20 protein-coding genes and 1 tRNA gene are annotated in these 24,190 nt (G+C 40.9%); 12 read left to right on the top strand and 9 right to left on the bottom strand.

The genetic code is table 11. The features are described 5' to 3' along the window. Positions 1-258 precede the first annotated feature (258 nt). The 5 genes from QTN47_RS05430 to rfbD all read left to right on the top strand — a co-directional run bounded on the left by QTN47_RS05430 (position 259) and on the right by rfbD (position 6,282). Complete coding sequence (locus tag QTN47_RS05430; protein WP_369328312.1) at positions 259-1,389, top strand: DegT/DnrJ/EryC1/StrS family aminotransferase; 1,131 nt, start codon at positions 259-261, stop codon at positions 1,387-1,389. A gap of 12 nt (positions 1,390-1,401) precedes the next feature. Next, entirely contained in the window at positions 1,402-2,703 is a 1,302-nt protein-coding gene (locus tag QTN47_RS05435; protein ID WP_369328313.1) for a UDP-glucose dehydrogenase family protein, read from the top strand. A 230-nt stretch (positions 2,704-2,933) separates the two neighbouring features. Then, complete coding sequence (locus QTN47_RS05440; protein ID WP_369328314.1) at positions 2,934-3,917, top strand: UDP-glucuronic acid decarboxylase family protein; 984 nt, start codon at positions 2,934-2,936, stop codon at positions 3,915-3,917. Positions 3,918-4,102: 185 nt separating this feature from the next. Beyond that, positions 4,103-5,395 carry a nucleotide sugar dehydrogenase gene (locus QTN47_RS05445; RefSeq protein ID WP_369328315.1) on the top strand — a complete coding sequence of 431 codons (1,293 nt, stop codon included), beginning with the start codon at positions 4,103-4,105 and terminating at the stop codon, positions 5,393-5,395. A gap of 8 nt (positions 5,396-5,403) precedes the next feature. Next, complete coding sequence (gene rfbD / locus QTN47_RS05450) at positions 5,404-6,282, top strand: dTDP-4-dehydrorhamnose reductase (protein WP_369328316.1); 879 nt, start codon at positions 5,404-5,406, stop codon at positions 6,280-6,282. 268 nt (positions 6,283-6,550) lie between these two features. Here rfbD and QTN47_RS05455 read toward each other — a convergent pair. After that, positions 6,551-6,621 (bottom strand) — tRNA-Gln (locus QTN47_RS05455). 175 nt (positions 6,622-6,796) lie between these two features. Between QTN47_RS05455 and QTN47_RS05460 the strand changes: the two genes are divergently transcribed. The 5 genes from QTN47_RS05460 to QTN47_RS05480 all read left to right on the top strand — a co-directional run bounded on the left by QTN47_RS05460 (position 6,797) and on the right by QTN47_RS05480 (position 12,984). Beyond that, positions 6,797-8,644, top strand: coding sequence for a UbiD family decarboxylase (locus tag QTN47_RS05460; protein ID WP_369328317.1), 1,848 nt, complete (start codon positions 6,797-6,799; stop codon positions 8,642-8,644). 76 nt (positions 8,645-8,720) lie between these two features. Then, positions 8,721-9,284, top strand: coding sequence for a fasciclin domain-containing protein (locus QTN47_RS05465; protein ID WP_369328318.1), 564 nt, complete (start codon positions 8,721-8,723; stop codon positions 9,282-9,284). A gap of 6 nt (positions 9,285-9,290) precedes the next feature. After that, positions 9,291-9,668 (top strand): hypothetical protein, encoded by a 378-nt coding sequence (locus QTN47_RS05470; RefSeq protein ID WP_369328319.1) that lies wholly within the window; start codon positions 9,291-9,293, stop codon positions 9,666-9,668. A 368-nt stretch (positions 9,669-10,036) separates the two neighbouring features. Further along, positions 10,037-10,849, top strand: a complete 813-nt coding sequence (locus tag QTN47_RS05475; RefSeq protein ID WP_369328320.1) for a FixH family protein — start codon at positions 10,037-10,039, stop codon at positions 10,847-10,849. Positions 10,850-10,989: 140 nt separating this feature from the next. Beyond that, positions 10,990-12,984, top strand: coding sequence for a TonB-dependent receptor domain-containing protein (locus QTN47_RS05480; protein WP_369328321.1), 1,995 nt, complete (start codon positions 10,990-10,992; stop codon positions 12,982-12,984). 1,265 nt (positions 12,985-14,249) lie between these two features. Here QTN47_RS05480 and QTN47_RS05485 read toward each other — a convergent pair. The 8 genes from QTN47_RS05485 to QTN47_RS05520 all read right to left on the bottom strand — a co-directional run bounded on the left by QTN47_RS05485 (position 14,250) and on the right by QTN47_RS05520 (position 21,744). After that, positions 14,250-14,648 (bottom strand): group III truncated hemoglobin, encoded by a 399-nt coding sequence (locus QTN47_RS05485; RefSeq protein WP_369328322.1) that lies wholly within the window; start codon positions 14,646-14,648, stop codon positions 14,250-14,252. Between the two features lie 19 nt (positions 14,649-14,667). Then, the gene (locus QTN47_RS05490; RefSeq protein WP_369328323.1) at positions 14,668-15,435 is read right to left on the bottom strand and encodes an ABC transporter permease subunit; all 768 of its coding nucleotides are present in this window, start codon (positions 15,433-15,435) and stop codon (positions 14,668-14,670) included. 33 nt (positions 15,436-15,468) lie between these two features. Then, a complete protein-coding gene (locus tag QTN47_RS05495) occupies positions 15,469-16,176 on the bottom strand; it encodes an ABC transporter ATP-binding protein (protein WP_369328324.1) in 708 nt (235 codons plus the stop codon). Next, the gene (locus QTN47_RS05500) at positions 16,173-17,405 is read right to left on the bottom strand and encodes a nitrous oxide reductase family maturation protein NosD (protein WP_369328325.1); all 1,233 of its coding nucleotides are present in this window, start codon (positions 17,403-17,405) and stop codon (positions 16,173-16,175) included. Before QTN47_RS05500 ends, QTN47_RS05495 begins: the two co-directional genes overlap by 4 nt. 15 nt (positions 17,406-17,420) lie before the next feature. Next, positions 17,421-18,455: a nitrous oxide reductase accessory protein NosL gene (locus QTN47_RS05505; RefSeq protein WP_369328326.1), complete on the bottom strand. Its 1,035-nt coding sequence runs from the start codon at positions 18,453-18,455 to the stop codon at positions 17,421-17,423. A 77-nt stretch (positions 18,456-18,532) separates the two neighbouring features. Then, positions 18,533-20,527, bottom strand: coding sequence for a Sec-dependent nitrous-oxide reductase (gene nosZ / locus QTN47_RS05510; protein ID WP_369328327.1), 1,995 nt, complete (start codon positions 20,525-20,527; stop codon positions 18,533-18,535). A gap of 52 nt (positions 20,528-20,579) precedes the next feature. After that, positions 20,580-21,068, bottom strand: a complete 489-nt coding sequence (locus tag QTN47_RS05515; protein ID WP_369328328.1) for a c-type cytochrome — start codon at positions 21,066-21,068, stop codon at positions 20,580-20,582. A gap of 190 nt (positions 21,069-21,258) precedes the next feature. Continuing rightward, positions 21,259-21,744 (bottom strand): c-type cytochrome, encoded by a 486-nt coding sequence (locus QTN47_RS05520; protein WP_369328329.1) that lies wholly within the window; start codon positions 21,742-21,744, stop codon positions 21,259-21,261. Positions 21,745-21,955: 211 nt separating this feature from the next. Here QTN47_RS05520 and QTN47_RS05525 point away from each other — a divergent pair, with 211 nt between their 5' ends. Together QTN47_RS05525 and QTN47_RS05530 are read left to right on the top strand one after the other, a co-directional pair. After that, on the top strand, positions 21,956-22,591 hold the full coding sequence (locus tag QTN47_RS05525; RefSeq protein ID WP_369328330.1) for a Crp/Fnr family transcriptional regulator: 636 nt from the start codon (positions 21,956-21,958) through the stop codon (positions 22,589-22,591). Between the two features lie 16 nt (positions 22,592-22,607). Then, the gene (locus tag QTN47_RS05530) at positions 22,608-23,810 is read left to right on the top strand and encodes a hypothetical protein (protein WP_369328331.1); all 1,203 of its coding nucleotides are present in this window, start codon (positions 22,608-22,610) and stop codon (positions 23,808-23,810) included. The last annotated feature ends 380 nt before the right edge of the window (positions 23,811-24,190 follow it).

Genomic DNA, 24,190 nt, shown 5'->3' on the forward strand with positions numbered 1-24,190 from the left:
AGAGTGATAAAGGGTCGGCATTATGCCGGCCCTTTTAATTTTAGAAAAAGTTTTTCTAAAAAATAGCACAATAAAATAAAATGTATTATTTTACTGCCGGATTTACCATTTCTGCTTATCCTATAAGTGTTCACAACACCCGAAAAGCTTCCTCAGCCGATTAGCAAGCCTCAATTGAAAATCTGCAATATCCATATATTATTGGCGAATATTCATTATTAGAATACATTAGCTTTGCCCGCGTAAAATAAGATGACTATGAAGCCAATTCAAATGGTTGATTTAAAGAACCAGTATCTTAGAATAAAAGAGGAGATTGATAAAGCTGTAATTGATGTATTGGAAAGCACTGCTTTCATTAATGGAAAACCTGTACAGGAATTCGCAGATAATCTTGCAGCTTACCTGGAAGTAAAACATGTAATTCCTTGTGCAAATGGAACTGATGCGCTGCAAATTGCAATGATGGCATTGGATTTGCAACCGGGTGACGAAGTTATTACGCCGTCCTTTACTTTTATAGCAACCACAGAGGTGGTGGCGCTACTTAAATTGAAGCCGGTATTTGTGGATGTTGATGAAAAAACCTTTTGCCTCGATCCTGACTCGGTAAGAAAGGCCATCACACCAAAGACAAAAGCGATAGTACCTGTTCATCTGTATGGCCAATCGGCCAATATGGAAGCTATCATGCAGATAGCTAAAGAACATGACCTGTATGTGATAGAAGATAATGCGCAGGCAATTGGAGGTGATTACACTTTTAGTGATGGTACCACCAAAAAAACAGGATCCATCGGAACTATAGGATGTACATCGTTTTTTCCATCGAAAAACCTGGGTGCCTATGGAGATGCAGGTGCAGTGTTTACGAATGATGATGATTTGGCTGCGAAGATGAAAATGATCGCCAATCACGGACAAAGCAAAAGATATTATCACGATTTAGTCGGTTGTAATTCCAGGTTGGATACAATACAAGCCGCTATACTGAATATAAAACTGAAACATTTGGATAATTATATCTTAGCAAGAAGGCAGGCAGCTGATTTTTATGATAAGGCGTTTGCCAATCAGCCAAAAATCACGGTTCCTTTCAGAGAGAAAAATTCTTTACATGTGTTTCATCAATATACATTAGTTTTGCGTGAAGCCCAGCGGGACGGTCTCAACCAGTTCCTAGCATCCCGCAACATCCCATCCATGATCTATTATCCTGTGCCAGGACACTTACAGAAAATGTTCCAAGCCTATAATGCCAGCTCTGCCCAATTGCCCGTCACTGACTGGTTAACGGAGAGAGTTATTTCATTACCTATGCACACTGAGCTGGATGCAGAGCAATTACATTTTATTGCTTCATCCGTATTGGAATACATCAACTCTTAAAACAAAAAGTATATGAAAATTGCAGTTGTAGGTACAGGTTACGTAGGATTGGTAACCGGCACCTGTTTTTCTGAGACCGGTAACTATGTTACATGCGTAGATATCGATAAGGAGAAAGTTGCTAAACTATCAAATGGAGAGATTACCATTTTTGAACCAGGACTGGAGAAATTATTCGCAAGGAATCTTAAAGAAGGCCGTCTGCAATTTACTACCTGTCTTGCTGAGGGTATCAAAGAGGCTGAAGTTATATTCCTTGCATTGCCAACACCGCCCGGTGAAGATGGCAGCGCTGATCTTAGCTACATTCTTGGTGTAGCAGAAGAAATCGGTAAACTTCTTACTGATTACAAGATCATCATCGACAAAAGTACCGTTCCCGTTGGTACAGCTGAGAAAGTAAACGCTCAGATCAGGAAAAATTATTCAGGAGATGTTGATGTATTAAGTAACCCGGAGTTTTTGCGTGAAGGCGTTGCTGTAGATGATTTCATGAAGCCTGACCGTGTTGTTATCGGTACTACTTCTGAAAGAGCCCGTAAAGTAATGAGCGATCTGTATGCTCCTTACGTTCGCCAGGGTAACCCTATCATCTTTATGGATGAAAAATCTGCTGAGTTAACTAAATACGCAGCAAACTCTTTCCTCGCTACAAAAATTTCATTCATGAATGAAATTGCACAATTGTGCGAAAGAGTAGGAGCAGATGTTGACATGGTTCGTAGAGGTATTGGCAGCGATGAACGTATTGGTAAACGCTTCCTTTTTCCCGGTATCGGATATGGCGGAAGCTGCTTCCCTAAAGACGTTAAAGCGTTGATCAAATCTTCTGTAGAACATAGCTATGACTTCAAGATCCTTCACGCAGTTGAAGAAGTGAATGAAGCGCAGAAACTGCACCTGCTGCCTAAGATTAAAGAATACTTTGACAATGATCTGACCGGCAAACATTTTGCTTTGTGGGGATTAGCTTTCAAACCTAATACAGATGATATCCGTGAAGCTCCGGCTTTGTACATCATTGATGCGTTGTTGAAAGCCGGTGCAACTGTTACTGCTTACGATCCCGAGGGAATGAAAAACGTGCAGAAATTGCTCGGACATAAAATTGCTTTCGCGCACGATCAATATTCTGCATTACATAAAGCTGATGCATTGATCATTGCGACTGAGTGGAACGAATTCAGAACGCCTGACTTTGAAAAGATCGCTGCTTTGTTGAAAGAAAAAGTGATCTTCGACGGACGTAACCTTTTTGAAGTTGAGCGTACACGTCAGGCTGGTTATCACTATGTAAGCATAGGCAGACCTTAATTAACTTCTGTACAACTTGTGAATAGTGAATGGTCAATGGTGAAAGGCACAAACTGGCTGAGTAGGTATAAACTGTTTTAGTCAGTACCATCCTTCAGGATTAGGTCTTATACGTCCTTATATGACTTATATGGTTTAAAAAACTTCACTTCGGTCAGCTTTCAGCTTTGGGCTTTAAGCTTTATCAGTTGTTTACAAAGAAACGTTGGCACGGCCAACAACTTACTTATATGGAAAGAAAAAGAGTATTAATAACCGGTGCTGCCGGCTTCTTAGGATCGCATCTTTGCGACCGCTTTATAAAAGAAGGTTTTCATGTAATTGGGATGGACAATCTTATTACAGGCGACCTGAAAAATATCGAGCATCTTTTCAGTCTTGAACAATTTGAATTCTATCATCACGATGTGAGCAAATTCATTCACGTATCCGGAAAGCTTGATTACATCCTTCACTTTGCTTCACCGGCAAGTCCGATCGATTATCTTAAAATTCCTATCCAGACATTGAAAGTGGGTTCATTGGGTACGCATAACTGTCTTGGATTGGCGAAAGCAAAAGGTGCCCGTATTCTTGTTGCTTCTACAAGTGAAGTATACGGCGATCCGCTGGTGCATCCGCAAACGGAGGAATACTGGGGTAATGTAAACCCGGTTGGCCCACGCGGTGTGTATGACGAGGCCAAACGTTTCCAGGAAGCTATTACCATGGCTTACCACACGTTCCATAACGTGGAAACAAGAATCGTCCGCATCTTCAATACATACGGTCCGCGCATGCGTCTCAATGACGGACGTGCATTGCCGGCGTTCATCGGCCAGGCGCTTCGTGGCGAAGATCTTACCGTATTCGGTGATGGCAGCCAGACAAGAAGTTTCTGTTATGTAGATGATCTTGTAGAAGGCATTTACCGCCTTCTGATGAGTGACTATGTAAGACCTGTGAATGTTGGTAACCCAAGCGAAATCACCCTGAAGGAATTTGCTGAAGAAGTGTTGAAGCTTACCGGGTCAACAGTTAAGATCGCTTACAAACCTTTGCCTGTTGATGATCCTAAACAAAGACAGCCGGATATTACAAAGGCCAAGGAAATTCTGGGTTGGGAACCTAAGGTGTCAAGAGCCGATGGATTACGCATTACTTACGAGTACTTCAAATCTTTACCTAAAGAAGAGCTTGTTAAACAGCCGAAAGAGTTTCAAAGCTTAAAATAGTCTGATTATTTTTTTCAGCCGCTGATTGTTCATTGCAGGAGTGTACACTTTTGAATGAATGACCGGCGGCTGTTTATTTATCCCTTATTGCAATATTATCCTGTAAATTCGCGTGATATAGCCCGGTTGAAACCATGCTGTAGCAGGTTTTCGTGAGGCTTATTCACCGTTGAATTTTACAATACATGATACTTAGCTGGTTAATAGAAAAACGCAGCAAGCTTGCTGTAATAGGATTGGGATATGTAGGATTGCCTGTTGCGCTTGGTTTTGCAAGGAAGCTTCCGGTGATTGGTTTCGACATCAACGAGGAAAGAATAAGAATGATGCAACTGGGTTTGGATCCTGCCAATGAGATGTCCCCGGATGATTTTCTTGATGCTGATATTACTTTTACTTCTGACGCAAAAGATCTGAGTGAGGCTTCTGTTTTTATCATTGCAGTCCCCACTCCTGTAGATGAGCATAATGTGCCGGATATCACCTTATTGATCAAGGCATCAGCTACGGTAGGTGCCGTAATAAAAAAGGGCGATTATGTGATCTATGAATCCACCGTTTATCCCGGTTGTACCGAAGATGATTGTGTACCTGTAATAGAGCAGGTAAGCGGGTTTACAATGGGAGAGGATTTCAAGGTGGGTTATTCTCCTGAACGTATAAATCCCGGAGATAAAATCCACACATTTGAAAATGTTATAAAAGTTGTAGCAGGATGTGACGATGAAGCAGCGAAGAATATTGCTGCGATTTATAGCCTTGTTGTAAAAGCAGGTGTGCATGTAACGTCTAACATAAAAGTTGCGGAAGCAGCGAAAGTAATTGAGAATACACAGCGCGATGTAAACATTGCGCTAATGAATGAGCTGGCGATTATATTCGACCGGCTTGGCGTGAATACATACGAAGTGCTTGAAGCAGCGGGTACAAAATGGAATTTTCTGTCATTTAAACCGGGTCTCGTTGGCGGACATTGCATTGGCGTAGATCCTTACTATTTAACGTATAAGGCTGCGGAGCTGGGCTTTAATTCCCGTGTTATATTATCTGGTCGGTATGTGAATGATAATATGGGCAATTACATTGTAAAGAAGATTTTACAGCATGTTATTGCCAATAACTCCAATGTAAAAGATGCACATGTGCTGATAATGGGCGCGACTTTCAAAGAAAATGTAAGTGATGTCAGGAATTCCAAAGTTGCTGACGTTGTAAGGGAATTGAAAAAATATCATTTAAATGTTGATGTATACGATCCCCGTGCAAATGCTGATCATATAGAAGAACAATACACTTTTACACTGATTGACAAGCCTGCAAAGATCTATGATGCAATAATTGTAGCTGTTGCGCACCAGGAATTTATGGAGCTTGATGAAGCCTATTTTCTTGCTATCAGCAAGCCAAATGCTCTAATAGCAGATTTAAAAGGATGCTACCGGAATAAAATTAAGCAAAGAAAATACTGGAGTTTGTAATTTGCGGCATGCAAAAAAACACAATAATAGTATCAGGGAGGAATGGACAGTTGGGTAACGCGTTAGAGGCGTTAACTGCGTCCGATAGCGCGAATGAATATATTTTTCTTGGCAGAAGTGAACTGGATCTTTCCCAACCGTCTTCTATAAGCCGGATTTTTGATCAATACAAGCCTTCGTGGTTTATTAATTGTGCAGCATACACAGCGGTTGACAAAGCTGAGTCAGACCAGGAAAATGCTTATGCTATCAATGCGGAAGCCGTGGGCGCAATTGCTACGCTTTGTGAAGCCCACAATACAAAACTTGTACATATCTCCACCGATTATGTGTTTAACGGCAATGGTACCAGTCCTTATCGTGTTGATGAGAAGACAGAACCAATAAATTATTATGGTTATAGCAAATGGCTTGGTGAAAACCTTGCGTTGAAGAACAATCCTCACTCCGTTATAATCCGTACATCATGGGTGTATAGTGACCACGGCAACAATTTTGTGAAAACGATGTTGCGGTTGATGAAAGATCGCTCAGAGATCCGTGTTGTCAGCGATCAGATTGGTTGCCCCACATATGCTTATGATCTGGCTGCGGCAATTCTTAAAATTGTGCAGGAAACCGAAGCCGGCAATGCGCATTACGGCGTTTATCATTTCAGCAATGGCGGCGCTATTTCATGGTGCGAGTTTGCCTCTGCCATCCGCGATGAAGCAGGTCTGCATTGCCGTGTTCAACCTATTCCAACCAGCGATTACCCCACACCTGCAAAGCGTCCGCACTATTCAGTAATGGATACACAAAAAATTCAAAATGACTTCGGTGTTCAAATCAAACCCTGGCGGGATAGCTTGAAAGAATGCTTGAAGAAATTGATAATTGAAAGTTGAAAATTGACAATGAGGTGGAGGATATAATGACTGCCTTTTATTCGAAAAAGAAAGGCAGTTACACAGAGCTGCACTGAGGACACACAGAGGGCTGTTGAGTAAACACAACAGTTTTTTTTGGATCTTGCATTTGCTTCGTCATTAGCTTAATCAAAAATCTTTGTGCCTCTTTGCGTCTTAACGTCTTTGTGGCAAAAAAAGCAGTGTTCGTTTGTGTCGCCCTGTCTCCGTGGTTCCAAAAAAAATCCCGCCGAAGGCGGGACTCTTGTTGGTCCATAAGGATTCGAACCTTAACGAACAGAACCAAAATCTGTCGTGCTACCGTTACACCATGGACCATTACCGTTAATGGGCTGCAAAAATAGGGGCTGAGATTAAATCAACCAAAAAAAAGTAAACAATTTGTTTGTTTTTTTTCAGGTGGTTATTAGTTATAATATGAAGCGAACATGTATATCAATATATAACGAAATACATATAAAGCACTAAGTTTGGCAATTGAAAAAAGAGCGTTATGGCATATTCATCATTGGAAGCGTGTTTAAATGACCTGGAGAAAAATAATCAGCTTATACGTGTCAGGGAAGAAGTAGACCCATATCTGGAAATGGCAGCCATACATTTGCGTGTGCATGAAGCTAACGGCCCTGCCTTGTTGTTTGAAAATGTAAAAGGTTCTAAATACAAAGCAGCGTCTAATATTTTCGGAACAATTGAACGCAGCCGCTTTATTTTCCGGGATACATTTAAAAAGGTGCAACAGTTAATCGATCTCAAAAATGACCCGGTAAAAGCCATCAAACATCCCATACAAAATTTCAACACGGGTTTGGCTGCGATGAAAGCACTGCCGCTAAAAAATCCATCTTCAAAACCTGTATTAGCTAATGAAATGCAAATTAGCGATCTGCCGCTTATTTATCACTGGCCGATGGATGGAGGTGCTTTTGTTACATTGCCGCAAGTGTATACAGAAGACATTGATCAACCCGGCATCATGAAAGCAAACCTGGGTATGTATCGCATTCAGTTATCAGGAAATGAATATGAACTAAATAGAGAAATTGGTTTGCATTACCAGATCCATCGTGGTATTGGTGTGCATCAGTCAAAGGCAAATAAAAAGGGACAACCATTAAAGGTCAGCATTTTTGTAGGCGGGCCCCCATCTCATACTTTATCAGCTGTAATGCCGTTGCCTGAAGGCATGAGCGAGATGACTTTTGCTGGTGTACTTGGAGGCAGACGATTCCGTTATACATACCATGATGGATATTGCATAAGTACCGATGCTGATTTTGTAATAACAGGAGAAGTGCATGGCAATGATACAAAACCTGAAGGGCCGTTCGGTGATCATTTGGGATACTACAGCCTTACGCACCCATTTCCTGTTTTGAAGGTACATAAAGTGTACGCCCGCAATAATGCTATATGGCCATTCACTGTAGTTGGACGACCACCACAAGAAGATACCATGTTTGGTGAATTGATTCATGAACTAACAGGCAATGCGATCAAAGAAGAAATTCCCGGCTTAAAACAAGTACATGCAGTAGATGCATCAGGTGTGCATCCTTTATTGCTTGCTGTAGGGAGCGAACGCTATACACCTTATCAACAGGTAAAGCAGCCGGCAGAGTTACTTACGATAGCCAATCATATATTGGGCACTGGTCAATTAAGTCTTGCAAAATTTCTGTTTATAACGGCGGATGATAGAAATCTTATTTCTGCTTATAAGATCGAAGATTTCCTGCAATACGTCCTTGAAAGAATTGACTTTTCACGCGATGTTCATTTTCAAACAAACACAACTATAGACACCCTTGATTATTCCGGTACAGGAATCAATACAGGTAGTAAAGTCATTCTCGCTGCATATGGTGATGTAAAAAGGAATTTGTGTAAGGAAATTCCTGCAGTGTTGAATGAACTAAGATCATTTGAAAAAGCACGCCTTGTACTGCCGGGTGTAATAGCAGTGCAAACAAAAAAGTTTGCGGACTATGAGACCGCTCAACAAGAATTTGACTCATTAAATGATCAGTTAAAAGACAAGCTGGAATTGTTGAAAAGTGTGGCTTCTATCGTTGTTTGTGATGACGCTGATTTTATTGCAGCGTCACTCAATAACTACTTATGGGTTACCTACACACGATGCAATCCGTCTCATGATTTGCATGGCATAGACAGTTTCACTCAATATAAACATTGGGGTTGCAACGGTCCATTGGTATTCGATGCAAGAATAAAACCTCATCATGCGCCGGCACTTGAAAAAGATGCTGCAACGGAAAAGAAGATAGACAGACTGTTCATTATCGGTGGAAGCTTACACAATAAAATAAGAGGATTATAGCCTTATGATTGCGGTCATATAATTGTTTGTAGTGCAGTTCTACATTTGCTGAAACCTTAAAGTAAATGTAGTACTTATGAAAAAGTATTTTACCCCCCTTCTTGCAACTATCTTGCTTATTTCTGCCTCATGCAATTCACCTGAGACTGATACTGCTGCCAGGCCGGCTGCACAATCTGCAGAAACAGGCAAAGGCCAGTCTGGTGTAAGTGATGACGCTTCGGAAAAGAATGTCGTTCAAATCGCAGCAGGCAGCAAAGACCATAGTACCCTGGTAAAAGCAGTACAGGCAGCCGGTCTCGTAGATGCGTTAAGCAACGCCGGTCCCTTCACTGTATTTGCGCCTACAAACGAGGCCTTTAACAAATTGCCTGCCGGCACACTCGATGAATTGCTAAAGCCAGAAAAGAAAAATGATCTTATCGACATCCTGCAGTATCATGTCTCTCTCGGTGTGTATAAAGCAGATGCTTTAAATGATGGCCAGGTACTTGGACAGGTAAATGGCGGCAATATCAAAATAACAAAGAAAGATGGCAAGGTGATCGTCAATGGAACAGCCACCGTTGTAGCTTCCATACCTGCATCCAATGGCATTATTCACGTTATTGATGGCGTGTTGGTTCCTGCTAAACAATAATTTTCAATGAAATTCCTTAGACACATAACTGTAGCCTGGCTTTTGTCACTGATGATTATTCAATCATTAATGATGCTGGGTATGTGTTTGCTATACAGTTACAGTAAGGATGCTGTTATTGAGAAGTACTGTGTTAATAAGAACAAACCGTCAATGCATTGCAACGGTAAATGTTACCTGTTTAAAAAAATGCGACAGGCCGAAGAAAAAGGAGGTGCCTCAGAAGAGAATGCATCTTCCTTTTTCTTCTTTGTGTTTGTTAAACCGGAAATGTATATACGGCTAAGCAGGCCAACCAATATAAACACTAAACCATTACTGTATAATCAGCCTCTTTATCAGTTTATCTGGTCCAAAGACTTTTTTCATCCTCCACTGGTGTGATTTATTTATTAACCAGTCCAAAGTCGTTTAGTTAAGCAGGCAGCGTCAACTTTGGGAGATGTCTCCTATCGTCGACATGACGATCCTGGCTTATCAGAAAAAGTAATCACACTAGCACTGGCAACAAGTACATAATAATGTGCAAGTCTGGAACCGCATCGTCACCTCGACGAAAGGAGAGGTCTCCCGAATATTGACCTGATCGTGATACTTTATCCGCGTTGCATATTGCCAACTATTAACTAAACAATATTTATTATCCAATTTATTCGTGTGTGAGTATTGTCTTCATGCACTCATGGCTTATTGCCATTGATAAACTGATTTCTAACCATTAATGATAAAATATGTTCTTTAAATATGCTTGCATGGCAAGCGCTGTATGCGCATGCCTGCTAATGAGCTCTTGTAGTAAAACCTCAGACGCAGTAGTTGTAAATCCTGAAGATAAGTTATTGAAGGTAGGCGAATCTTATGCTGAAGGCGCAGCAACAAAAGTGGTGTTGTATGCAGACCGGACCCTGACTGCAGGGTATAACAAGATGTACGTTGCATTGTATGATTCTGTGAACAGCACACAAAAGACAACCAATGCGGATCTTGTACTATCTCCTGAAATGACGATGAATATGAACGGGATGACAATGAAACATGGTTGCCCTGTAGAAGATCCGTCCTACGACGCTACGAATAAATTGTTTGCCGGTGCCATTGCATTTTCGATGGCTTCCACTACTGCTGACAGTTGGTCGCTCGCTGTTAAAATAAACAATAAGGAAAATCACAAAACAGGTGTCGCAAGTTTTTCTCTCAATGTTGCGGTTACCACAAATAGCAGTATCAAGTCCGTTACATTAACTGATGGTACTAAACTTACAATCGCTGTAGTCGCTCCGGGCAAGCCGGTTGTTGGCGTGAATGACCTGGAACTTGCGATCTATCAAAAGAAAGATGCTTACCAGTATTTGCCTGCTACAGGATATGCGATAAAGCAAGATGTGGAGATGCCTTCAATGGAACATGGTTCGCCTAATAATATAGATCCTGTGGAAACTTCGGCTGGTCATTATAAAGGAAAAGTGAACTATACCATGACCGGTGATTGGCGAATAAATCTTAGTATACTCACGGATGGAAAAGCCGTTTCTAACGGATTGTATTTTGATCAGAATGTCCGGTAAATGTCAGTTCAAATTAGCAAATACAGTTACACAGAGAGTCACGGAGGAAGCACAGAGTTGCACAGAGAATAGATCAGGGCTCACCGGGGAATCCTGCTTAACTAAAAGACATTGACATGTTTTTCCTTAAAAAGAATTTGATGAAAAAAATAGGTTTGGCGATCCTTATCTTTTCTACTATGAGAGGATCATCTCAGGATACATTGACTTCGATCGGATTGTTGCATGACGTTACTGTCACTGCGATAAAGGAGCATGTATCGCCTTCAATGCGTTTTTTAAAAAAGCAATTTTTTAGCACGACAGAAGATATGCTGTGCAGAATGCAGAGTGTATACCTTGTCAGGCGGGGTGCATATGGGCAGGAGCCGGCGATCCGCGGATTAAATGGTGGGCAAATAAACATGACGATAGATGGCATGCGTGTATTTGGTGCCTGTACGGATAAAATGGATCCTGCCACAATTTATATTGAGCCCATTAACTTAAAGAACATCCAGGTGAGTACTTCCGCAGATGGAGGTGTGTCTGGCAGTTCGCTGGGCGGAAGTATGAATATGCAATTGTATGATCCCATTTTTGCCACTGGAAAAAAGCTGGATGGCAATCTTTATGTTTCTGGTCAAAGTGTTGCGAATGGAATTAACACAGGAGGTGATTTTAGTTATGCAACTGCTAACGAAGCTATGCGGATAAGTAGCGTGTACAGGAAACAGCAGGATTATAAAGATGGAAATGGAATTGTTGTAGCGCACAGCGGTTACGAGAAACTGAATGCTTCTCTGAGTTACAAAAGAAAGTTAAGTGATCATTCAACGCTTAAACTGGACGCGCTTGTAGATGACGGCTGGAATATTGGTTATCCTGCACTGCCAATGGATGCGGGCTACGCAGCAGCACGGATCTTGTCGGCGACATACTTGCGCAATATGTCAAAAAGCTGGATCAGCAATTTGCAAGTGAAGGGTTATTACAACAACGTTCGTCATTATATGGATGATAGTCATCGTACGGATATTGATATGCATATGGATATGCCGGGAAGAAGTGAAGTAGAGGGTGCAATTATCCAGGCAACCACTCCGAAGCTGGCAAATCATTTAATTACTGCGAAAGCAGAGTGGTACAGGAATGCAGCCGTAGCATCCATGACCATGCATGAAGATCATGAACGGTCAATGTACATGCTCACATTGCCCAATACAGAGCGCAACGTAACATCACTGACAGTGAAAGATCAGTGGAGTGTTGATTCTTTAAATAAAATATTCATCTCCTCAAGTGTTGATGCCGCATGGATCAATATGAATGCTGACTTAGGTAAAGCAGAGCTGGGTGTGTTTGGTCAGTCAGATTTTAATCAATCCAGATCAGCGTGGTCAGTTAATGCGACCTGGCAAAGAAAGATTGCAGGAAACTGGCAGTCGAGAGTTGGAATTGGCCGTGGTGAACGTTTGCCTGTAAACAATGAGTTGTTCGGGTATTATTTGTTTAACCGGCAGGACGGCTTCGATTATGTGGGTAATACATCGCTGAAAAATGAATGGTCCATCAACTCCGAAGCTTCTTTGAAATACACATCAACGATGGTTGAATGTGATCTTTCTATCTTCTACAACAATATTCATAATTATATCATTGGTTACATTATTGAGGGTGCAGTGCCGATGACCAAAGGAGCTTCCGGAGTGAAACAATACAATAACAATGGTGTGGCTAATTTATATGGAGTTGAGGCTACGGCAATTTTTTCTCCTGGCTGTCATTTAAGGATTGTCCATACTTCCAAATGGATGCAGGGGCAATATCAGAACGGCGGCTACATGCCTATGATTTCGCCATACAGAGCAGTAACATCCGTTGGATATTATCCTGGCAAGTTTGCTTTCTCAGTAGAGAATGAAGCTGCAGCTGCTCAGTACAGGTATGACAAAAGTTATGGAGAAGATTTGACAAACGGTTATGCTGTGTTTAATGTAAAATGTGATTATTCGTTTCCGGTAAAAGGATCAACAATAAAATTATTTGGCGGGGTTGATAATATGTTTAATAAAGTATATCATGATCATTTGGACTGGGGAAATATCAATCGCCCGGGAAGGAATGTAGTGATGGGAGTGCAGGCGAGGTTTTAACGGAGAAGAACTTCTGGTGAATAGTGAATGGTCAATAGTGAAAAGTGCGGCGGATTAATTGTTTCCGGTTAGCGAGCATGTTTGAGTGGAAATAATGTAAATCAGCGAGGCGCGAGGCTTCGCTGATTGCATTTTGGTTTGTTGCTTTCATTAGTAATCTGGATTATATCATGAACTTCAAACTAAGCAAAGAAATGCCAGGCCCAATTTAAGGTAATCCCGAAGGGCAATGTCATTAAGTTAAGAGTTGACATATCAAACGCTCATAAAAATATCGCTATCAGTTCATATTCGAGAGACCTCTCCTGTCGTCGAGGTGACGTTGCGGTTGCTGACTTGCTCATTATTCTATACTTATTATTGATACTGTTGTGATTACTTTTTCTGATAAGCCAGGATCGTCATATCGACGATAGGAGATATCTCCCAAAGTTGAAAATGTCTGTGCTTAACTTAATTACATTGCCCGAAGGGATGGAATTATTATAGAAAGATGTACATGTGCGTATTTAAAACCCAAAGCCCGCCTGACCGTACGGGCAAGGGTTGATATTTTATTATACTAACTCCTCGGCTTTTGAATAAATTTATAGCCTTATCTCTAACAATTTCATCCCTTCGGAGTGTACGTATTGAGTTTAATGTTTTAGTAAAGCCTTGCGTGCGTTGGATGTTATTTCAATTGTTGTGATCTATACACATCGCTACAAGCGATAGAGTAATACCACGAAGCCTGGAAGCATAGCGGAGCGGATGGTATGCCGCAAATTGGATGTTGTAAAGAAGCAATGCATTTTGTCGCCACATGCATTTCGCGAAAGATTTTGAACCATGTAAGGAGTATAAGAGCATATAAGGGCTTGCATTCAATGCTTGCCGTGAAAATATAAGCGAGCAGCACTTTAACTGAGGCTGAAGGCCTCACAGAATTAGCCCAGGGCAACGCCCTGGGAAAAATACCAAATGGCAATCAGGCCCTAAAAGGGCGAAAGCAAACAGATCAATTATTGTCCGTTAATTTTCGATTCTTCAGAATTTACCGGGCAAGTAAATTAGTCTGCAGGTCCAATTCTGTTCTATGTTGGAATATTGATCTATGCGGCTTGCTGAGGCTTTTCATCGGCGTTAAAATTCATCGCTAGAAGCGATAGAGTAAGGCTGCGAAGCAAGGAGGCTTCGCGGAACTTTAAACCTCCTTGCTTCGCGCAAGAAATAACGGCTTCAACACAGCGGAAATGTTTTTTAGAAAAATAGTATTAGTTTTTTTATGAACTTAAAGGAGATATGTTATTACCCACAATTTTTGTCTGCATTACTACTGATATGCTTGTCGCCCGGCGTTTGGCAAGCTCAGCTTTTTCTCCTTCAAATAATTCATCAACGGTTTGTGTGAACAACTTGTTCCACTGCGAAAAATGTTTTTTGGATAGCGGATTTTTTTCGTGCAACCTGGTGTGGCTTTTCATCGGATTGCCGTTGTATGTGCCTGAATAAAATATGGCGTTGTCCCAAAAATTATACATCGTCGCGAGATGTTTGCTCCAATTGGTCTTTTCAAAAAAAGGGCCGATCAATTTATCCTGCGACACCTTTTGGTAAAATGAATCAACTATCAGCTTAATGTCCTCTACAGTTTCAATATCTCTTTTGCCGTTTTTTTTCATTGTGGTAAAGGTTAAGTGGTTATAGATCTTTTCTTATGAATTTCCTGGTTGAGAAAAATAAGGGAACAATGATCCAGAGCAGCAACACAACGAACGAAATGCTGATGCCTGTCGTCGTTCCAAAAAAGTCTTTAAATATAGCGCCGGTATAACCCATCAATGCTGATACGTCCATTTTCAATAAAATCAAAATCCGGCCAAGATCAATCGGGTTTAAGGCACTTACTCCAATCATCGCTTTTTCTAGTGGATAGTCGGCAAACTGAAACAACAGGAACAACACTATTCCATCAAATACCAGGGCGAAGTACAGCCAGATAAGAATAGTAATTCCTATCCCTTTGGCTTTGTCCCTGGTTTTTACTGCGGCAAACATTGCCACTGCAACAAATATCACAGACAATAAAACACCAACTGCGATTATCATCAATCCAGTCGCCGTTGGTTCAAAAAGCAGAATAGGAACACCTGCACCAATCAAAAATGCGATGGTAAAAGAAGTTGCCAGGCCGGTAAAAAGACTGAGCCAGATTTTTTTTCTTTGCAGGGGCTGGCTAACCAGCAGTTCAATGAACTCGGCGCTGTTGTAAATGTAAATAGTTGAAAATATGATGCTGATGAGTGGCACGACTATAAGAACAATATTCAGCAAGCTCAGCAGACCTTTCGAGCTATTATCCTCCAGGCTGAAAATAGTAAAGGAGATCGCAAGGAGAAAAATTGTGTATGACAATATGATCTTGTTGCGAAGTATATCTGTGATTACGTATTTAATAATCTTTTTCATGTTCTTCAATTAAGGCTTGCAGAAAAGACTGTTTTATTGACATTGCACCATAACCGATGCAATAGCTCTTGATAATTTATGTTCACCGGTTTCATGCTTTAGTACCTCAATTGGCTTATGAAATACCAGTTTGCCGTCCTGCATGTAAATTACCTGTGTGGCCAGATCATCCAGCTCGCTCAGTATATGCGATGTTATCAGGATAAGTTTTCCGCTTTTCTTTTCGGCGATGATTTTTTGCTTCAGTATTTCTGATGCAACAGGATCCAATCCGGCTGTTGGTTCATCAAGTATCAATACTTCAGGATCAAACATAAAGGCGAGAGCTGCGCTCACTTTTTGACGGGTGCCGCCGGATAATGTACGCATTCTTTTATCCAGCAAACTCTTGAAGTCAAATTCGTTCAACAGGTCGTTGTCTCTTCTCCCTTCATGCATTCTTATATCACTCATCATGTCCAACACCTGGCCAATGGTCATATTCTCGGGATAGCGTCCGATTTGCGGCATATAGCCTATTTGGGATCTATACTGCCAGTTGTTGGATATATTTTGACCATTAAATGTAATGGTGCCGCTATCCGGAACAACCATTCCCAGGATGCTCTTTATTAACGTTGTCTTGCCGCTTCCATTAGGTCCAATCAGTGCAACGCACTCGCCTTTGGAACAGGAAGCGGAAACATTGTCCAATGCTATTAACTTTCCAAAGCGTTTGGTAATATTTGTAGCTATGATCATAGGTTCATTGGTTTAATCAGAGGCTTTGCGTCGATCAGATTCTCAGGGGTAAGGGAGGGTAGAACCTTTTCGGTCTTATCCAGCAATGTTGTCATAAAACTTCTGAAAAGGATCATGGCAGGCGGATTCCTTTCTACTATCATGGAGTACATGCTGACAGGCCTGTACGGTACATCACCTACGTTGTCCTTATTCAAATCATATCCTTCGTATTTGTCCCAATAGTTGCCGTTGAAATTATTCAAAACCAGCGATCCATTGGTGCCTACGTCAAATGTATTTCCAAGGAAATTGTTTTTGTGTACCTCGTTGTCCATGCAGCTTGCCTGGATCTTCAGCGCCCAACCATTATTTCTAAAGGAATTTTTTATAACTGTTACTCTGCTGGCTCCTTCCATATAAATGCCGCTGGTGTTTTTTATAAAATAATTTCCCTCGATGTGGCTGTCTGAAATCTCTTTCAGTAAAATGCCATATGCTGCGTCACCCCAATTCTCTTCAAAATGATTGTTGAACATTTTCACATGGTGCGAATACATTACAGAAACGCCGGCTCCGTTATGTTTAAATGTATTGCCAACGTAGGTATCACTATTAGAAAACATGAAGTGAAGACCATATCGCAGATTGCGCTGGGATTGATTGCGCCATATCACTGAGTTGGTAACAAATTCAAAATAGATGCCATCACGGTGTCCCGTAATTGAATTGCCAACAATTTGCATACTATCACTTTTCCAGCAGTGAATTCCGTTGCCGCTTTGCTGTTCCTCTTTCTTGAACGCTGTTAACGTATTGTTGCGGATAATACAATTGCGGCCGTACTGCGAGTAAATACCAAAGAAGGTTTGTATAAGAACATTGTTTTGTATGGTAACATTTCTGCTGTTATACAATTTAATGCCCGCAAAATCTTCAAGACTTGAAGTGCCTGAATTAACGACTTTTAAACCATCTACAACCACACTGTCAGCTTTAATTGAAATTACCTCGTATTTGTTTTCGCCGTCAATTACAGGCAGGTTAATTCCTTTGATCGTTATTTTTTTTCTGATGATAAGATTGCCTTCTGCATAATGACCACTTTGTATAAGGATGGTATCGTGGTCTTTTGCCAGTTCCAGGGCAGATCTGATTGTGCTTATCTTTTCATTTTTACCTACCTGTATGGTGTTTGCAAGGTTGGCAGTATAATAAAAGCAGCATAATAATAGTATGAATGTTTTCATGGCTTCACTTTCACATTAAGGTTCTGTTGCTGCCCTTTCCAGGCCGCTCCATTCTATCTTTTCTCCTTCGAATTGTTCCTGCACATGCTTTATGTCTTGTGTTCGTTTGAATGCTACGATATTTCCGTTCATTGGGCTATTGAACTTGTCGCTTTTGTAAAAGAACATTTCGTCTTTAGGGAGTAACTGACCCGGGCTGTAAAAATCTGTAAAGTAAATAGCTTTCACATCAGCACTGTCAAGTGATTTCTTTTTTAAAAAGGACATGATGCAATGGGTGTCATCAAATTTAAAAACGCGTCCTTTTTTCGAAATGATCTCAGATGCAAATTTAGGATCGCTGATGTTCATTTTGCAGAAGCTGCATTGATCTCTTCCCGCATTAATGGGCTGTGGTTGGGCTGAACAGGAAGATGCAAATATGCTTATGATGAATAGTACTGCAATTGAACCGGCTAGGCGGCTGTTTTTAGTGATTCGTGCTGCTTTATATTCAAAAAAACATGAAATGCATAATACTAATGCTGTAATAAAGATCAGGAACCCGCCCGTAGCCGGGAATGAGTATGCTGCAAAATTTAATAGCTGTTTATAACCAAGTAATGGTGGCTGATAAGCCATTCCTGGCACTTTGATGGCAGCATTGTCATCAAGATTGTGTCCGTAATTATATTCCCATCTCCAGAAGTCAACCATGGCAACCAGGCAGAATAAGATGAATAATGCGGATGTTGTATAGAGTAATTTTCGTTTGCCGGCAATTGCAGTAATTAACAGTAAGACGCTAAAGAAAACAAGTATGTAAGGTAATACCGTAAATTCGATAAAGTCGTTTGCATGAAGTGTTTTCATGCCGATGTAGTGATTTAATCCATTGACAATGTCAACATCTCCGGCAAGTTTTCCTGCGTGAATGTATAAAGTAAGTCCTTCAGGATATTGTGGTGCATCCAGATCGATGCTCCATATTGGAGTAAATAAAGCACCTGCAAGAGCGATGGCGGACAGGATCAGCAGTACTCGTACCCATTTTTTTATATGTTGTTTCATGGTTGATATTTCAATAGTTAAAAACAGGTAATCAAAAGAAAAGGGAACGGGAATCCGCTCCCTTTATTTTTCTCATGTTACTTTCCGGAAGTGCTGTCTGCCGGTGGTAGATTTTTACCTGTGCTATAGGTAAGTGGAACATTGCTTCCAGCCGGGGAAACTCTTATGTATCCCTGCATTTCCTGGTGCAAAGCACTACAGAAATCTGTACAATAGAAAGGTGACATACCCACGCGGTCAGGTACCCATTTCAATGTTTGGGTTTCGCCTGGCATAATCAGTAATTCTCCGTTATTGGCACCTTTAATACCAAAGCCATGTGGTATATCCCAATCCTGTTCAAGGTTGGTGACATGGAAATATACCTCATCACCCATTTTTATGCCCTCTATATTATCTGGCGTAAAGTGTGAACGGATACAAGTCATGTACACATGAACTTTGTTTCCTTCCCTTACAATTTTGGCCGTGCTTTCACCTTTAGAAACATAAGGATTACTATTTTCTTCCAGTTTGAAGAACTTAACTGAATTATTCTTGATCAGGTCAGCAGAAACTGCCTGTGCATAGTGCGGTTCTCCAATTGTAGGAAAGTCGAGAATCAGTTGCATTTTGTCTCCTGAAATATCATACAGCTGTGCGCTTTGTGCAAGCTCAGGTCCTGTAGGCAGGTAACGGTCCTTTGTGATCTTGTTGTAGGCGATTACGTATTTGGCATTTGGTTTTTTAGTGTCGCCACCTGGTATGCAAAGGTGTCCAACTGAATAATAGGTAGGAGCACGGTCAAGCACTTTCAGGTCTTTAATGTTCCATTTAACCAGTTCTGAAGAAACAAAGAAAGAAGTGATTGCATTTCCCTTGCCATCAAATTCTGTATGTAAAGGTCCTAATCCTGGTTTCTGAACCTCTCCATGCAGTGCAGCTTCGTATTTAATTACGGGGATACCGTCGTATTCTCCTGCAAATTGTTTGTTGGCAATAGCGTTTTGTATTTTATCGAAACTGAAAACCGGGATCAGCGCAGCAAGCTTACCGCTTCCTACTATGTACTCTCCTGTTGGGTCTACATCACAACCGTGAGGTGATTTAGGACAAGGAATAAAATAGCAGATATCTTTCAGCTCTTTAGCATTAAGAACAGTGACTTCATTTTTTATTTCTGATGAAGATGTGTGCGTTTTATCATCGTATGTATTGTGCGCATATTTCACCGGAACTTTTTTTCCTTTGCCAGCTTTGAGATACTCTTCTGCTTTTTTCCAGTTCACGGCCATGATGAAATCTTTGTCACGTTGTGATGCGTTCACCTCAAGCAACGTGTTGGCTTGTTCAGTATTGTAGCAGGAGAAGAAGAACCAGCCGCTTGACTTGTTTTTGCCGGAGTGGCTAAGGTCAAAGTTAATGCCGGGGCATTCGATTTGGAAGGACACATCCATTTTGCCACTCGTTTTGTCAACTCCAATAAAGCTAATATATCCTTTGAAATTCTTTTTATAACTGTTAATGGGCACGTCGCCGTTTACATCATCAGGAGGAACAGAAAAGCGTGTTCCCGCAACAACATATTCTGTATTGTCGGTGATGAAAGGAGATGAGTGATTGCCGGCGCTGTTTGGTATTTCTATTATTTCCGATGTACGGAAAGTCTTAAGATCCACACGGGCAATTCTTGGTGTATTGTTGGCATTCACAAAAATCCATCGCCCGTCAATTTCGCCATTTGTTTGGGATAACTCGGTATGATGCAGGTCATCCCAGGGAACTGTACCATGAGAAGTGTTGAGCATCGGCTTTGTTTCCTCGCTATATCCCCAGCCTTTTTCCGGGTCAACAGAGAAAACCGGGATAACACGCAGTAAGCGTCCGCTGGGTAACCCGTAAACGCTTAACTGGCCGCTGAATCCACCAGATACAAAATTGTAGAATTCGTCATATTTACCGGGGGCAACGTACGCTTTGGACGCTGCATCTGCACTTACGGCAGTGGCTGCATTCTTTGGTTTGCAGCTTGTAGCGGAAAGCAACAATGCGGCAGAGGATGCAACCAGTAAACTTTTTGTTGAGTAATGCATAATCTCTCTTAATTAAGGATTATAAATGTTGAGTAAGGATGGTTTATGAAGATTATTTAACGCCATCGTTTTTGCGCATGAATTCATACACTGCTCTCGCTTCGTCGTCAGACAGGTTTTGATTGGGCATGCGTACAAGACAAATTTCCAACTGAGCCTGGGCTGCCGGGTCTTTGTTAAGCATTTCGTCGGTATTGGTTACAAAATTCATGATCCATTCAGGTGCATGACGTTGTGTAACATTCTTCCAGCCCGGACCGACAAGTTTCTCCTCAGTAAGCTTATGGCAGCTTTCGCATTTTAACTTGTACGTTTTGTTACCATTCTCGGCCATGGCCGCATTTAATGCAGGGGGCACATCAACATGTGTAAATTTACCTTCTCCTCTTTTGGGGTCATAAGATGGATTTTCGCCAGATTTTGCTTCTTCCTTTGCAGGTTCCGCAGCGGGAGTTTTATCGGTGCCTGCTGAGTTACCACCCCCGCATGCAATAAGAGCTGTAGTCAGAGCAAACATTGCGTAGACAAATGTTCTTTTCATAAAGGTTTCATTTTACTGCAAGATTAAAAAGATAAAAATCTCTTTTTTATGCGCGCAATCATATTTGGCGAAACGATTAAAAGGCTTCTTTATATCTTAACGGTCCACAAATAGAAAGATGTAGCGAAGCAAACGTTATACGTATATTGTTAAGTATCTGTGTCTTGATTATGTTGAAGGTTTTATGGGTCTATTTTATGCCATCATTTTTTCTCAGAAATTCATAGACGTCTCTGACATCTTCATCGCCCAGGTATTGATTGCCCATACGGATCTTATATTTTTTTAGCTGCTCTTTTGCAAAAGGATCTTTATCAAGCATCACGTCGGTATTAGTCATAAAGTTCATAAACCATTCCGGTGTGTGTCGAGTTGTAATACCTTTTAATCCAGGCCCGACCCGTTTATCTGCAGACAGGTCGTGACAACTTTCGCATCTGGCGTGATATACTTTTTTGCCATTTTCGGCCATAGCGGTATTCAGCGTTGGGGAAACTTTTACATTAGTAAACCTGCCTTCCCCCTTAGCCGGATCATACGAAGAATCAATTGGCTCAGACGGCTGTTCAGCGGGCGTTATTTCAGCGGAGATCTTGTCATTTTTAACAGGGGCTGTATTGCATGAGGTATATGTGATGATAGTAGATAAAAGCGCAATCGATATTAATTGTTTCATAATGAGCCTTTAATTACAAGAATAAACTCACAGAGTGATCTGTAAAATGCTTTTAATCAACTTTAAAATTTTCGAAGAATTGAACAGTACGGCCATTTTGTTTGTTTTAACTCAATATTTGGCAGACAATATGACTTAAATCATAAAAACTGGTGTCTATTGTCATCTTTTGGTGGTGTGAGTATATCTACGTTTGTACAAATCTTGGATTATGATCGATAGTGATCTTTTATTATCCTGGGGGGCGACCTATAAAAAAGTGCCAGCAGGCGAATTTCTTTTTAAAGAAGGCGCTTCATGCAATTTTTACTGCCAGGTTGAGTCGGGAAAATTTAAGCTTATTAATATAGAAGATAACGGTAAAGAGTATTTACAGGATATTGTTGAGCCGAGCGACTGCATCGGCGAGTTATCTCTGTTTAATGGCAGTTTGTATGAAGTTTCAGCGATAGCTCTTGTAGATTCCATTGTTATCAGGTTGTGTAAAGACAGCTTTGAACGTTTACTCCGGGACTATCCCAATTTACATAAAGGTTTTACGGACAAACTTGCAGAAAAATTAAGATTCAAATCACAGTTTCTAAAGGAATTCAGTTGTCACGAGCCCGAACATCGAATCCGTGTGCTTCTAAAATATTTAATTGCAACAAACAAGAATTACTGCAAGCACTGTAGCCAGGTTAAAATGACGCGACAGCAAATTGCAGATATGACCGGTTTGCGCGTGGAAACTGTAATACGGGTCATGCGCACAATGCATGAGAAAGGACAGCTACTGATCAACGGCGGTAAAGTATATTACAATGATATGAGTGGGATCATAACCAAATGCTGTGTTGCTTCTTAATTTGACAGCAAAAAAAATGTTGCTAACTATCAATAAATGGACGCGTCTTTCTTTAGTGAACTTCCTTGTGGTAGCGTCTTTAGGAGTTGTTCTCCGCTATAAAATTCTTTATCCGCTTTACTTCATCGAGCAGAAGCATTTATTGCATGCTCATTCTCATTTTGCATTTTCTGGCTGGGTAAGTCAAATGCTGATGGTATTCTTTGTTCACTATCTGCAGAGGCAGAACCTAAGCGCTGGCTTGCGAAAATATGAACGTTTATTGGCAGCAAACTTCATTTGTTCCTATGGTATGCTGATCGCATTCGCCATTCAGGGGTACGCGTTTTACTCCATCTTATTTTCCTTTTTATGCATTGTTATTGCCGTATTCTTCACCGTGTTTTACTGGCGTGATGTAAAAAAAGGAGGATTGGCTTCGCTGTGTTTTAAAACTGCACTTTTTTTTAACCTGCTCTCGTCGCTGGGTACGATGGCGCTGGGCTTTTTAATGTCTATAAAAGCTGCACATCAGGATTGGTACCTTGGAGCAATTTATTTTTATCTCCACTTTCAATACAATGGGTGGTTTTTTTTCGGATGTATGGGGATCATGTTTATGCTTTTACCTGCCTCAACATGCCTGATTGAGCGTGCACGAATCGCATTCTGGATGCTTGCAATCAGCTGTCTGCCTGCCTACCTTCTATCTGTCATAACGTTTAATATTCCTGTTGTGCTTTATCTACTGGCGGTTATTGCGGCAGTAATGCAGATGACAGGGATGATCTTGCTGGCAACATCCTTAAAACCGGCTCTTAAAGTTTGCAGTGGCAAAACCAGATTCTTTGGAGCACTATTGGTAATTGCTGTTATTGTTAAGTTTGGACTGCAGGCATTGTCTGTTCTTCCCGCGCTAAAAAATCTGGCTTTTGGTTACCGGCCCATAATAATTGCATACCTGCACTTTATGCTATTGGGAATCGTTTCGCTTTTTCTCCTGGTGAGCATAAGAGCGCTTTTCCGGGGCGGACGTCTTTTTAACGCTGGTTTAATGTTTTTTATAATTGCCGTTGCCATCAATGAAGTACTGTTGGTGTTACAGGGCTCAATGGCCTATTTAGAGGTAATTGTTCCGGCAACCCAGGAAATGTTATTGGGTGCGGCAGTATTTCTTTTCCTTTCAATCCTCATGATAAACGTAGGTTTCAGAAAGGCAGAAAGATCTGTGACCTTTTAGCAATGCGACTTTTAAATGATGGATGAAGACAAAATTGTGTAAGTAATTTTGAGGCTTTGACTTGAATGAAAAAGGTTTGGACAAAAAAATAGGGGCGGAGGAAAACCAACGCCCCTTTTTCAACCCTAAACCCTTAAAAAACTGAAACAAAAGTACGAAAATCATGCCAATGTCCAAGAAAAAAATCTCATTTATTTTGCGAAAAATACTACAAGGGGTTGTTTTTCAACATTTAGTTAACATTTAAGGTGAAAAAGTTGAACAGAGTTTAAACAAATGTTAACGTTTGTTATTTATGTTAAATTGGGCTAAAGAAAGGCTATAAAATAAATTAAAGGGGAGGAGCCATTTTGACGGATGTGTGGTGTGACATCAATGCT

The sequence above is a fragment of the Danxiaibacter flavus genome (assembly GCF_041060425.1).
In the GTDB taxonomy this organism is placed as follows: Bacteria; Bacteroidota; Bacteroidia; order Chitinophagales; family Chitinophagaceae; genus Danxiaibacter; species Danxiaibacter flavus.

What these genes read in the sequence shown, in the direction of transcription:
- QTN47_RS05430 (WP_369328312.1), top strand. Translation starts at nt 259, where the DNA reads ATGAAGCCAATTCAAATGGTTGATTTAAAGAACCAGTATCTTAGAATA.
- QTN47_RS05435 (WP_369328313.1), top strand. Translation starts at nt 1,402, where the DNA reads ATGAAAATTGCAGTTGTAGGTACAGGTTACGTAGGATTGGTAACCGGC.
- QTN47_RS05440 (WP_369328314.1), top strand. Translation starts at nt 2,934, where the DNA reads ATGGAAAGAAAAAGAGTATTAATAACCGGTGCTGCCGGCTTCTTAGGA.
- QTN47_RS05445 (WP_369328315.1), top strand. Translation starts at nt 4,103, where the DNA reads ATGATACTTAGCTGGTTAATAGAAAAACGCAGCAAGCTTGCTGTAATA.
- rfbD (WP_369328316.1), top strand. Translation starts at nt 5,404, where the DNA reads ATGCAAAAAAACACAATAATAGTATCAGGGAGGAATGGACAGTTGGGT.
- QTN47_RS05460 (WP_369328317.1), top strand. Translation starts at nt 6,797, where the DNA reads ATGGCATATTCATCATTGGAAGCGTGTTTAAATGACCTGGAGAAAAAT.
- QTN47_RS05465 (WP_369328318.1), top strand. Translation starts at nt 8,721, where the DNA reads ATGAAAAAGTATTTTACCCCCCTTCTTGCAACTATCTTGCTTATTTCT.
- QTN47_RS05470 (WP_369328319.1), top strand. Translation starts at nt 9,291, where the DNA reads ATGAAATTCCTTAGACACATAACTGTAGCCTGGCTTTTGTCACTGATG.
- QTN47_RS05475 (WP_369328320.1), top strand. Translation starts at nt 10,037, where the DNA reads ATGGCAAGCGCTGTATGCGCATGCCTGCTAATGAGCTCTTGTAGTAAA.
- QTN47_RS05480 (WP_369328321.1), top strand. Translation starts at nt 10,990, where the DNA reads ATGAAAAAAATAGGTTTGGCGATCCTTATCTTTTCTACTATGAGAGGA.
- QTN47_RS05485 (WP_369328322.1), bottom strand. Translation starts at nt 14,648, where the DNA reads ATGAAAAAAAACGGCAAAAGAGATATTGAAACTGTAGAGGACATTAAG.
- QTN47_RS05490 (WP_369328323.1), bottom strand. Translation starts at nt 15,435, where the DNA reads ATGAAAAAGATTATTAAATACGTAATCACAGATATACTTCGCAACAAG.
- QTN47_RS05495 (WP_369328324.1), bottom strand. Translation starts at nt 16,176, where the DNA reads ATGATCATAGCTACAAATATTACCAAACGCTTTGGAAAGTTAATAGCA.
- QTN47_RS05500 (WP_369328325.1), bottom strand. Translation starts at nt 17,405, where the DNA reads ATGAAAACATTCATACTATTATTATGCTGCTTTTATTATACTGCCAAC.
- QTN47_RS05505 (WP_369328326.1), bottom strand. Translation starts at nt 18,455, where the DNA reads ATGAAACAACATATAAAAAAATGGGTACGAGTACTGCTGATCCTGTCC.
- nosZ (WP_369328327.1), bottom strand. Translation starts at nt 20,527, where the DNA reads ATGCATTACTCAACAAAAAGTTTACTGGTTGCATCCTCTGCCGCATTG.
- QTN47_RS05515 (WP_369328328.1), bottom strand. Translation starts at nt 21,068, where the DNA reads ATGAAAAGAACATTTGTCTACGCAATGTTTGCTCTGACTACAGCTCTT.
- QTN47_RS05520 (WP_369328329.1), bottom strand. Translation starts at nt 21,744, where the DNA reads ATGAAACAATTAATATCGATTGCGCTTTTATCTACTATCATCACATAT.
- QTN47_RS05525 (WP_369328330.1), top strand. Translation starts at nt 21,956, where the DNA reads ATGATCGATAGTGATCTTTTATTATCCTGGGGGGCGACCTATAAAAAA.
- QTN47_RS05530 (WP_369328331.1), top strand. Translation starts at nt 22,608, where the DNA reads ATGTTGCTAACTATCAATAAATGGACGCGTCTTTCTTTAGTGAACTTC.